Source organism: Halospina denitrificans, from assembly GCF_004364635.1.
In the GTDB taxonomy this organism is placed as follows: domain Bacteria; phylum Pseudomonadota; class Gammaproteobacteria; order Pseudomonadales; family Oleiphilaceae; genus Halospina; species Halospina denitrificans.
In genome coordinates this window covers 493,934-505,516 of the sequence record NZ_SOAX01000001.1, presented here as the reverse complement: position 1 = coordinate 505,516, position 11,583 = coordinate 493,934, and the positions used below count along the sequence as shown (strand labels likewise).

The following is an 11,583-nucleotide window of genomic DNA, read 5'->3' as shown; positions in this document are numbered from 1 at the left end:
ATACCATCGGAGTCATCACATGACGGACCATCCTCGCAGCCGCGCCATGCACACCTGGAACATTCCCCACTGGAGTGATGGCTATGTGGATATCAGCGACGACGGTCACCTGCTGATCCGCCCCCGCGGAGAAGCGGGCGAAACCACCCTGAAGCTTTCCTGGCTGGTCGAGAAGCTGCGTTCCGAGGGCGCCCGGCTGCCGGTCCTGATCCGTTTCAGCGACATCCTTCATGACCGTGTAAACAGCCTTTGTGCCGCCTTCCAGAAACACATTGACGATCACCAGTACCAGGGACACTACACAGCCGTGTATCCCGTGAAGGTCAATCAGCAGCGGCGCGTGGTGGAAGAGATCATCCAGGCCGAACCCGCCGCGGGCAACGGGCAGATCGGGCTGGAGGCCGGCAGTAAGCCGGAACTCTTCGCGGTTCTGGCCATGTCGCGTAAGCCGGGCTCGGTCATTGTCTGTAATGGCTACAAGGACCGGGAATACATCCGTCTGGCGCTACTGGGCCGCGAGCTGGGGCACCGGGTCTTTATCGTGGTGGAGAAACAGTCGGAACTGCCACTGATTCTGGAGGAGGCACGCGAACTCGGTGTCTCGCCGCTTATCGGCGTACGCGCCCGGCTTGCCTCCATCGGTCACGGCAACTGGCAGAACACCGGTGGTGAGAAGTCCAAGTTCGGGCTTTCGGCCAGCCAGATCCTCGAGATGATCGAACACCTTCGCGAAGCGGATGCGCTGGCCAGCCTTCAGCTGCTGCATTTCCACCTGGGCTCCCAGATCGCCAATATCCGCGATATCCAGACCGGACTCCGGGAATGCGCGCGTTTCTATCGGGCACTCCATGAAGCCGGGGCACCAGTGGCCACCATTGATATTGGCGGCGGTCTGGGCGTGGACTACGAGGGCACCCGTTCACGCAGCGCCTGCTCCATGAACTACAGCATGGACGAATACGCCCGGCACGTCGTCCAGACCTTCAGCGAAATCTGCGCGGAGGCGGACCTGCCCCATCCGGATCTGATCAGCGAGTCCGGACGGGCGCTGACGGCGCATCATGCGGTCCTGGTAACCAACATTGTGGACCAGGAGGACCCGGGGACCCGTATTCCGGAGGCACTCCCCGACGATGCCCCCGTTGCGCTGCGGAACCTGTGGAACGACCACGGGATGCTGCAGGAAGCCGACAGCAGTCGCTCTCCCGTCGAGATCTACCACGACGCCGCGCAGGCGCTGGCCGACATCCAGACCGAATTCGCCCATGGCCTGGTCTCGCTCACGGAACGGGCCCAGGCGGAAGAGGTGCACAACAGCATCGGCCTGCTTCTGCAACAGCGCCTGAATCCAGGCAACCGGGTTCATCGCGCCCTGCTGGATGAGCTCAATGAAAAGCTGGCCCGCAAGCTGTTCGTCAACTTTTCCATGTTCCAGTCCCTGCCCGACGTCTGGGGCATTGACCAGATCTTCCCCATACTGCCCCTGGAGGGACTCCTCCGGCCGCCTACCCGGAGAGCGCTGGTGCGGGACATGACCTGCGACTCCGACGGGCGCATCGACCACTACGTGGACGGCGACGGCATTGAGGCCACCCTCCCCCTTCCCGAAGGCGAGGACACAAAACTTCTGGCGTTCTTCCTTACCGGTGCCTACCAGGAAATCCTGGGGGACATGCACAACCTCTTTGGTGATACCGACGCCGTGGACATCCGGATCGATGGTCGGGGCACCCCCCGTGTGACCCACATGGCCCGGGGGCAGACCCTTGCCAACGTCCTGGAGCAGGTCAACTACCGCCCCCAGCGCCTGCTCGAGCAGCTTTCGGCCCAGCTCGATGAGGCCGGCCTGCCCCCGTCAGAGGGCTACCAGCTCCTGGAACGGGTTCGGAAAGGACTGGAAAGCTATACCTATCTCGCCGCGGACTGATCCATTCCGGATGCCCACCCGTAAACCTGAACAATGATCGATTTCAAAAACGATTACGGGCACCTACAATGGAACTCAGGCAGATGAACAAGTCGGTCACCGGCAAGGGTCATAACGTGACACCATTACAGGACAGCAGCCGGCGCAGCGAGCGCAGCAAGGACCAGTGGAGCCAGCTTCTGGAGCAGGTCGGGGCGAGCCAGGACCGGGGCGCCTTCCACCAGCTGTTCGAGCATTTCGGTCCCCAGATCAAGTATTACGCCATCTCCAACGGCATCGCCAATCAGGCCGAAGAACTGGTGCAGGAGGTGATGATCTCGATCTGGCGCCGCGCCTCCACCTACGACTGGCGCAAGGCGGCCGCCTCCACCTGGATCTTCACCATAGCCCGTAACCAGCGTATCGACATGCTGCGCAAGATCCAGCGCGGCAGCGCGGAAATGGCGATCGAGACGGAGGATCTCTGGCAGATCCCGGGCGACGACGAGAAGGATCCAGTGCCCTCCCTTCACCGTATTATTGCCGAACGTCGCATCCGCGACTCCTTCCAGCATCTGCCGGAAGAGCAGGTTGCGGTTCTTGCCAAGGTCTACCTGGAACACAAGTCCCATCAGGAAGTAGCGCAGGAAATGGACATCCCCCTTGGAACCGTTAAGAGCCGTGTGCGTCTGGCACTGGGTAAACTCAAGGTTATTCTTCAGGATCAGGATCTATGAGCGTTCACCACCCTGATGAAATGCTGTTGACCGAATACAGTGCAGGCACCCTCACCGAACCCATGGCTCTGTGCATTCGGATGCACCTCGAACGCTGCGCCCACTGCCGCAGCCAGCTGGACATGCTGAACAGCCTTGGCGCCATCATGCTTGACCACAGCCATCACGCGAGCAAGGTATCCGACGACCTCTTTGACAGCATCCTGACGCGGCTGGACGATCCCGAACAGCCACCGGACAACGAACAACAGGCCACGGAAACAGATAACCGCTCGCCCCTGGAGAAGATGCTTGGCACGGACCTTCAGTCCCTGCCCTGGAAGCGGCAACTGGCGGATGTCAGCGTCTGCGACCTGAGCGACTATTTCCCGGGGGACGAACGCGTCACCCTGCAGAAGCTCTGCGCCGGCGGCCGGGCGCCCTCGCATACCCATGGCGGCAAGGAGGCAACCCTGGTACTCACGGGGGCCTTTGCGGATGGCAACGGGGTGTTCAGCAAGGGAGACTTTGTGATCCTGGATGAACATCACGACCATCAGCCAGTGGCCCTTCATGGCGAGGACTGCATTACGCTGTCGGTCCTGGATGCCCCGGTCAGGCTGACCGGGCGGCTGACGCGCCTGCTCAACCCCTTTATCCGCTGACGCGGTAAACCCGGATGACAACCCTGATCGCGGGTATCAGCGGCGGCATCGGCCTGGCCATGGCTGAGCACGAGCTCATCCGGGCCCCCGAGGCCCGTATCATTGGCCTGAGCCGTCATGCCTCGCACTCAGAAGGGGCATTGGGACTACAGTCTTCCTATCCAGACCGGGCCACATTGATCGACGCGGATGTTGGCGATCCGGATCATCTCAGAACAGCGTTCGAGAGATCTATCCCTGCCGAAACGCGCATCCAGCAGGTAATATTTGCAATCGGTGTACTCCACGGCCCGGAACTCTTCCCAGAGAAACGCCTGGAGGACATCCAGCCCCAGGCCATGATGCACAGCTATGAAACCAACACCCTGGGCTTCCTCCTTCTGGTCCAGGCCCTGATTCCCTGGCTGAGACACAGGGACCCCAAGCTTATCGCCGCCATCTCCGCCAAAGTGGGGTCCATTGGCGATAACGAGTTCGGTGGCTGGTACGCCTACCGGTGCAGCAAGGCCGCCCTGAACATGGCCGTGCGCACCCTCGCCATAGAGACACGCAGGCGCCTCAAGCCCGCCACAGTGGTGGCTCTGCATCCCGGCACCACTGAAACCAACCTGACCGCCCCCTTCCAGCAATCACTCGCCAGGCTCCGGGTTCACAGCCCCGCCGATACCGCCAACAACCTGTGGCAGGTACTCGATGGCCTGACACCTGAGGATTCCGGCTCCTTTCTCAACTGGGACGGGTCGACGCTGCCCTGGTGAGGTTGCGCTTATGCTCCCCGTTGTGGTTCGATCACGCGACCATTGCCGAACCGAAAACGGGGAGCCTGATGAGAGAACGATCCCGCGCCTTTTTTGCGACGGTCAATCCGACCGTTTTCACCACCTCCGCCATTGTTATTGTGCTCTTTGTCCTTTTTGGCGTGGTCTTTTCGGATACCGCGAACACGGTCTTCGGTATCATCCACTCGGGCATTACCCATTATTTCGGTTGGTTCTACATCCTGGCCGTCACCATTTTCCTGGGCTTTCTGATCTGGCTGAGCCTGTCGCGTTACGGCACGATCCGCCTTGGCCAACCCTATGAGAAACCTGAGTTCTCCTTTATCGGCTGGTTCTCCATGCTCTTCAGCGCAGGCATGGGAATTGGACTCGTGTACTGGAGTGTCGCCGAGCCCATACTGCATTACGAGAACCCGCCGGAGGGCGCCGGTACGACTACCGACGCGGCCCGACAGGCCATGGTTTACTCCTTTTTCCACTGGGGACTCCACGCCTGGGCCATCTACGTGGTTCTGGGGATGTCGGTGGCCTATTTCAGCTTCCGCAAACAGTTGCCGTTGACCATTCGATCCATTTTCTACCCCATGCTCGGGGATCGCATCTACGGCAACATCGGCCACCTGATCGATATCCTGGCCGTGTTCGGCACCCTCTTCGGGCTGGCAACCTCGCTCGGTTTCGGGGCCATGCAGCTCAATACCGGCCTGCATATCCTCACGGGTATACCGGTCTCCCAATGGGTTCAGGTGGGCATCATTGCGAGCATTACGGGCGTCGCCGTCATGTCAGTCATCTCCGGGCTCGACCGGGGCCTGAAATGGCTGAGCCTGTTCAACCTGGGGCTCGCGATGCTTCTGATGGTGTTCGTCCTGATCGTCGGCCCCACCCTGTTCAATATCCGCTTTTTCCTTGAGTCCATCGGCAGTTATTTCAACCAGCTCACACAGATCAGCCTGTCCACGGATGCGTTTGGCAACTCGGAATGGCAGAAGGAGTGGACCATCTTCTACTGGGCCTGGTGGATCGCCTGGTCGCCCTTCGTGGGCATCTTCATTGCCCGCATATCCCGTGGCCGGACCATCCGCGAATTCATTGCCGGAGTCCTGCTCCTGCCCAGTCTTTTCGTCTTTGCCTGGCTGACCACCTTTGGCGGCACGGCGCTGCACCTTGAGATGTTCGGTGAGGGCACCGCCATTGGCGCGGCTGTTGCCGAGGACACCACCGTTGCCCTCTACACCACACTCTCGATGCTGCCGTTTCCGACCCTGGCCTCCGGCATCGCGACGCTGCTGATCGCAACCTACTTCGTAACCTCATCCGACTCGGGAACACATGTGGTGGATGCCCTCATCTCCCGCGGCAGCACCCGGTCACCGAAGCGCCAGCGCGTGATCTGGGGCGTCACGGAAGGTGCCATTGCGGCCACGCTTCTGATTGTTGGCGGGGAACAGGCACTCAACAGCCTGCAGACGGGCTCATTGATCGCCGGACTACCCGTTGCCGTCATCCTGCTCGTCGCCTGCGTCAGCCTTTTCAGGGCTCTCAAGCAGGAGGAGCCATTACTTCATAGTGGCAAAGACTGACCCCCTACCCCAAAGGTGGTACTCCCTTCAACAAAAGGGAGTACCTTTCGTAACTATCTGGCTTAAAAGGGGTATTACCCCATCCACCTGATGGGGTAACCGCCATTTCTATTGATAAAGCTCAACGATTGTAGCGACGACAGCATGCGTTAATCGACTCACCATAGATTCAATTCGGGAGTGTCTCATGCTGAGCGAAAAAGATTACGACCCACCCAAGGCCCACAAGGCACTGGCCTTTTCCACCCTGGCCTTCACCGTGTGCTTCGCGGTGTGGACCATCTTCTCTGTTATCGGGGTCAAGATTAAGCAGGACCTGGGGCTCTCGGATACCGAGTTCGGGCTCCTGGTCGCGACACCGGTGCTGACCGGCTCCATCAGCCGGATTTTTCTTGGTATGTGGACGGAACGCTTCGGGGGCCGGCTGGTCTTCACGATCCTGATGCTTGCCACATCCGTAGCGGTATTCCTGCTCTCAACGGTCACCACCTATGGCCTCTTCCTGGTCGCGGCCCTGGGCATCGGGCTTGCCGGCGGCTCCTTCATCGTCGGGATCGCCTACACCTCGGAATGGTATGACAAGAAGCACCAGGGCACGGCACTGGGCATCTTCGGCGCCGGTAACGTGGGCGCCGCTGTCACCAACTTCGGGGCGCCATTCCTGGTGGTCGCCCTTGGCTGGGAAATGACCGCCCAGGTCTACGCTGTTGTTCTGGCTGCCATGGCCGTGATTTTCTGGTTCATGACCGAAAACGATCCACGTCTCCAGCGCCGCGCTTCAGAAGGCAGTGAACCGATGCCGGTCAAAGAGCAGCTGGCTCCCCTGAAGAACCTTCAGGTCTGGCGTTTTTCGCTGTATTACTTCTTCGTTTTCGGCGCTTTCGTGGCACTCGCCTCCTGGCTGCCCAACTACTACGTCAGCGTTTACGACCTCAGCCTTGAGCAGGCAGGCATGCTGGCGGCCATGTATGCCCTTCCGGCCTCAGTATTCAGGGCCCTGGGCGGCTGGATGTCCGACAGGATGGGCGCCCGGGCGGTCATGTACTGGACCTACGGGGTTTCTCTCCTCTGCCTTTTCGTTCTGAGCTATCCGCAGACCCGGTACATCATCGAGGGGATTGAAGGGCCCATTGAGTTCTCCTTCGGGGTGCCCCTGACTCTCTTTGTGGTGCTGACCATCCTCCTCGGGTTCGTGATGTCCCTGGGCAAAGCGGCTGTCTACAAGCACATTCCAGTCTACTACCCCGACCATGTCGGTTCCGTGGGCGGCCTTGTCGGCATGATCGGCGGCCTGGGCGGCTTCTTCCTTCCGATCATGTTTGGTGGCCTCAACGATCTGCTCGGCGTCTGGACAAGCTGCTTCATGCTGCTCTTCCTGCTGGTGCTGGTCTCGATGCTTTGGATGCACGGTGCCATCGTGCGCATGGAACGGCGCCGCTATCCCGAGCGTGGCGAAGAGCAGAGCGCCCGGGACCTCCCTGAAATCCAGCTTGATTACGGGAATGAAGGCAGTACCGCTAAAACCTGATAGAAAGCGGGGAGGCGCCGCCTCCCCCTCAACCCGATTCATTCACATTAATCCGGAGCCTTATTATGGGTGAAATCAATAAGTGGGATGTCGAAGACCCCGACTTCTGGGAGTCGACAGGAAAGAAGGTCGCCAACCGCAACCTGTGGATCTCGATCCCAAGCCTGCTGTGCGGCTTTGCGGTCTGGCTCTATTGGGGCATCATCACGGTCCAGATGCTCAACCTGGGTTTCCCGATTCCCAAGGGAGAGCTGTTCACGCTGACGGCGATCGCCGGCCTGACCGGCGCCACGCTGCGAATTCCCAGCAGTTTCTTCATCCGCATTGCGGGTGGCCGTAACACCATCTTCTTTACCACGGCGCTGCTCATGATTCCGGCCATCGGAACCGGCCTCGCCCTGCAGAGCAAGGAAACACCGCTCTGGGTCTTCCAGATCCTGGCCTTCCTCTCTGGTATTGGGGGCGGTAACTTCGCCTCTTCCATGTCGAACATCAGCTTCTTCTTCCCCAAGAAAAAGCAGGGGCTGGCCCTGGGGCTGAATGCCGGGCTGGGTAACGCCGGTGTTACGACCATGCAGATCCTCGTACCGTTGTTCATGACCATCGGCGTTTTCGGTGGTGCCCCCATGATCCTGGAAAATGGCTCGGGCACCCTGATCGGCAAGATCCCCGCCGGCAGTGAGACCTATATCCACAACGCGGGCTACCTCTGGTTGCTGTTCCTGATTCCGCTGGCCTTTGCCGGCTGGTTCGGCATGGACAATATCCGCACCGAGGCGGTATCGCCGAATATCGGCAGCCCGCTCAGCGCGTTCGGTAAGATCACGGGCATGCTGCTGATCGGCTTCTTCACGGCGGCGATCGGACTCTACATCATCCTTCCCGAGCCGGTTGGACTTGGCACGGCGGACTGGGTGAAGTGGCCTGTCATTGCGGGCATCCTGTTCAGTACCGTGATGCTTCTGAAGCTCATCCCCGGTGAAATCAAGCCGAACCTGCAGCGCCAGTTCAAGATCTTCTCCAATAAGCACACTTGGGTGATGAGCCTGATCTACACCATGACCTTCGGCAGCTTCATCGGGTTCTCCGCGGGCTTTGCGCTGGCGATCAAGGTTATCTTCGGGTATCAGCACATCATGGTTGATGGTGTGATGACCCATGACACCGCCAATCCGGATGGCCCCTCCGCCCTGATGTGGGCCTGGATGGGCCCCTTCATCGGCGCCCTGATCCGCCCTGTTGGCGGCTGGATTGCGGATAAGGTGGGCGGTGCGCTGGTAACAGGTGTTGTCGCGGTGGTCATGATTGGCAGCTCACTGGGTGTTGCCTACTACATGCAGTTGGCTTATGCCTCCCAGACGCCGCAGGAATTCTTCTTCCCCTTCCTGCTGCTCTTCCTGCTGCTTTTCGCCGCCACCGGCATTGGTAACGGTTCCACTTTCCGGACCATTGCCCAGGTGTTCAACAGTGAGCAGGCCGGGCCGGTGCTGGGGTGGACCTCAGCCGTTGCCGCCTACGGCGCCTTCATCATCCCGAAGGTCTTCGGTGAGCAGATCAAGGCGACCACACCGGAGAACGCGCTTTATGCCTTCGCGGTGTTCTACGCAGTCTGCCTGGTGGTGAACTGGTGGTACTACCTTGGCCCGAAGGCCGAATTCAAAAACCCCTGACTGGGATCGCCCCCTACAGGACTCGACCAAACTGATTCAGAAAGCCCCCGACTCCGGGGGCTTTCTGCGTTGAAAGAGAAGGTACGGGCTATCTGGCGTAGATCAACAATTCACGGTTCCGGCATTTGCAACTACACTTGCTGAAACGCCGGAAGATGTCTATGAGCCACAAATACCGATTGCTCGCAATGCTGTGGCTTTGCCTCGCTGTACTGCCGGCATTTGGGGCTGAGCCTGCACACTGGAGAGGAACAGAAGGCAGCCTTGAGCTTGAGGGCTACACCTATTCCTGGGTCGACAGGGGCGGAGATGCCAGCCTCGACGAGGTTATGGGATTGGCCGATGATCAGTGGCGTGCCGAATCCCCACCCGCGATCAGCCACGGATATGTGGATCACCCCTACTGGTTCCGCATCGCCCTGAAGAACCCGACCGAGCAGCGCCTGAGGCCCTACTTCGAAATCGGCTACCCGGTCCTGCGCCATATTGAGTTCTACCGTATCCACGACCACGCGCCGATGGAAAAGCTCCTGCTTGGCAACGAGCGTCCATTCGAAGAGCGCCCACTGGAGCACCGCAACTTCATTGTCCCTCTGGAGCTGGCGCCGGGCGAAACCCTTACCATCTACATGCGGGTCACCACCGGCAGCTCGATGCAGCTGCCATTGACCCTCTGGGCCCCCGAAGCCTTCCAGGTCTACGAGCAGTCCGACCTGCTGTTCCAGGGCATCTACTACGGCATCGCCGTGGCCATGATTCTCTACCACTGTTTCGTATTCATTGCCCTGAGGGAACGCGCCTTCCTCTACTACCTGGGCTATATCACCGCCATGCCACTGTTCCTGGCGACCCTTGGCGGGCTTTCCTACCAGTACCTGTGGCCACAGGCCACCTGGTGGAACAACCAGTTGCTGATGATCTTCCTGCATGCCGTGGTCATCTTCGGATCCTTCTTCACCGTGCGTTTCCTGTCCATAGGGCGGCACAGTCACCCCATCATTCATGGGACCATTCTCACGGTAGCGGGCGTGGCTGCACTCATTGTCCTGGCGGCACTGGTCATTCCCTTTGCCCATATCGTTCTGCCCAGCATTCTGTTGGCCTTCATCGCCTGTTCCCTGATGCTGACTGTGGGTGTGGTCCGGCTTCTGGAGGGGGATTTTGCAGCGCGTTACTACACCCTGGCCTGGTGCTTCATGCTGTTCGGCGGCATTGTACTGGCACTGAACAAGCTCGCCCTCGTCCCCAACAACGTCTTTACCCAGAACGCTGTACAGGTGGGCTCCGCACTGGGCGTTATACTGCTTTCCATCGCCATTGCCGACCGCCTGAACAAGGAAAAACAGACGGCCCTGGAAGCCCAGCAGATGGCGCTGCGCGAGGAAAAGAACGCCCGTCTCGCCCAGGCGGAAACGCTCAAGATACAGGAGGAAGCCAATACAAAGCTGGAAGAGCGGGTTCGCGAGCGCACGGAAGAACTGGAAACCGCCAACGCGAAGCTCAGGGAATTCAGCACAACCGACTCCCTGACCGGACTCAAAACCCGCGGCTACTTCGAGGAGGCCTTCATGACCTACTGCGTGGAAGCCTTCCGCTACCAGCAGTCCCTGTCACTGCTGGTCATGGATATCGACCATTTCAAGTCATTCAATGACACCTACGGACACCTTGTGGGTGACCAGTGCCTCAGGGTGGTAGCCGAGACCATGGCCAGCGTCGTGACCCGCTCGCCGGACCTTCTTGCCCGCTACGGCGGCGAAGAATTTGTGGCCGTGCTCCCGGATACGACAGCGGAGGGTGCGCGGTGCGTTGCCGAACGGATCCGGAAAAAGATGGCCAGCGCCCCCTTCCAGGTTTCCGATGAACGCATCACTGTGACTCTCAGCATCGGAGTAACCAGTCGGATACCGGGAAACGCCGACATGAGCCAGCAACTGTTCGAGGAAGCCGACAGAGCGCTCTATCAGGCAAAAAGAGCAGACCGGAACCAGGTTGTGGTCTTTGACCCCGAGGGCTCCGAGCCCGCCTGACTCAGGCCTTTCCGGAGAGCCTGGCATCCAGCCCCGGAAGCATCTTCTCTGCGAGCGCCCCCATGAACTGGCGCCGCAGGAAGCGCTCCGTCTCCTGCTGGATAGCGCGCTGCTGGCCTTCGCTCTCGATGTAATCCATCCCCCGGAACAGCATGTAACGCACCACGGTCCGGGCTATATCCAGAACGGTCGTACGGTCGACATCCGGGACCAGCGCCCTTTCCGTTACATCGTCCGCCATTTCAATGGCGGCCTGTTCCAGCTGCTCGGAAATCGCCCGACGCAGCACGGAAGAAGGCCCGTGGAGTTCGCGCACTGCCACCATCACCACGGCCGGGTTGGCGCGGAAATACTCATAGACAAAATGCACGGAATCATGGGCCGCCTGGTCGGAGGACGAGGCCGCCTTGCGCAGAAGACGCACCTGGCGTTTGACCTCATCGGCGATGCAGGCAAACACGAAGAGGCCGAAATCGTCCAGATCGGAGAAATGGCGGTAGAAGGTGTTCGGGTTCAGGCCAGCCTCGCGCGCCAGCTCCCGGATCCCGAGCGAGCTCAGGCTACGACTGCTCGTGACCAGGCGCAGGGACGCCTGGAGCAGTTTCATCTTGCCTTCCGGGACGGAAGCGGTGGTGCCGATCATGCTTTTGTCGCCTTGCGTCTGGCCGTAGAATAGTCGATTAATCCGCCCACCCGAGCACACAAC

The 11,583-nt window shown here is 60.0% G+C and carries 9 protein-coding genes; 8 read left to right on the top strand and 1 reads right to left on the bottom strand.

The annotated features are described in order from the left end of the window. The first annotated feature begins 19 nt into the window (after positions 1-19). From speA to DES49_RS02345, 8 genes are all read left to right on the top strand, one after another. Positions 20-1,927, top strand: coding sequence for a biosynthetic arginine decarboxylase (gene speA, locus DES49_RS02380; RefSeq protein ID WP_133734767.1), 1,908 nt, complete (start codon positions 20-22; stop codon positions 1,925-1,927). An 83-nt stretch (positions 1,928-2,010) separates the two neighbouring features. Further along, positions 2,011-2,643: a sigma-70 family RNA polymerase sigma factor gene (locus tag DES49_RS02375; protein ID WP_133734766.1), complete on the top strand. Its 633-nt coding sequence runs from the start codon at positions 2,011-2,013 to the stop codon at positions 2,641-2,643. Continuing rightward, positions 2,640-3,287 carry a ChrR family anti-sigma-E factor gene (locus DES49_RS02370; protein WP_133734765.1) on the top strand — a complete coding sequence of 216 codons (648 nt, stop codon included), beginning with the start codon at positions 2,640-2,642 and terminating at the stop codon, positions 3,285-3,287. The genes DES49_RS02375 and DES49_RS02370 overlap by 4 nt, the downstream gene beginning before the upstream one ends. Before the next feature lie 14 nt (positions 3,288-3,301). Beyond that, a complete protein-coding gene (locus tag DES49_RS02365; RefSeq protein ID WP_133734764.1) occupies positions 3,302-4,045 on the top strand; it encodes an SDR family NAD(P)-dependent oxidoreductase in 744 nt (247 codons plus the stop codon). Positions 4,046-4,113: 68 nt separating this feature from the next. Further along, positions 4,114-5,649: a BCCT family transporter gene (locus tag DES49_RS02360; RefSeq protein ID WP_133734763.1), complete on the top strand. Its 1,536-nt coding sequence runs from the start codon at positions 4,114-4,116 to the stop codon at positions 5,647-5,649. Between the two features lie 187 nt (positions 5,650-5,836). After that, positions 5,837-7,177 (top strand): MFS transporter, encoded by a 1,341-nt coding sequence (locus DES49_RS02355; RefSeq protein ID WP_133734762.1) that lies wholly within the window; start codon positions 5,837-5,839, stop codon positions 7,175-7,177. Between the two features lie 65 nt (positions 7,178-7,242). Beyond that, positions 7,243-8,847 carry an MFS transporter gene (locus DES49_RS02350; RefSeq protein WP_133734761.1) on the top strand — a complete coding sequence of 535 codons (1,605 nt, stop codon included), beginning with the start codon at positions 7,243-7,245 and terminating at the stop codon, positions 8,845-8,847. Positions 8,848-9,008: 161 nt separating this feature from the next. After that, positions 9,009-10,877, top strand: coding sequence for a sensor domain-containing diguanylate cyclase (locus tag DES49_RS02345; RefSeq protein ID WP_243864825.1), 1,869 nt, complete (start codon positions 9,009-9,011; stop codon positions 10,875-10,877). A gap of 1 nt (position 10,878) precedes the next feature. On the opposite strand, the gene DES49_RS02340 is transcribed toward DES49_RS02345, so the two are convergent. Further along, on the bottom strand, positions 10,879-11,520 hold the full coding sequence (locus DES49_RS02340; RefSeq protein WP_133734759.1) for a TetR family transcriptional regulator: 642 nt from the start codon (positions 11,518-11,520) through the stop codon (positions 10,879-10,881). Between the last annotated feature and the right edge of the window lie 63 nt (positions 11,521-11,583).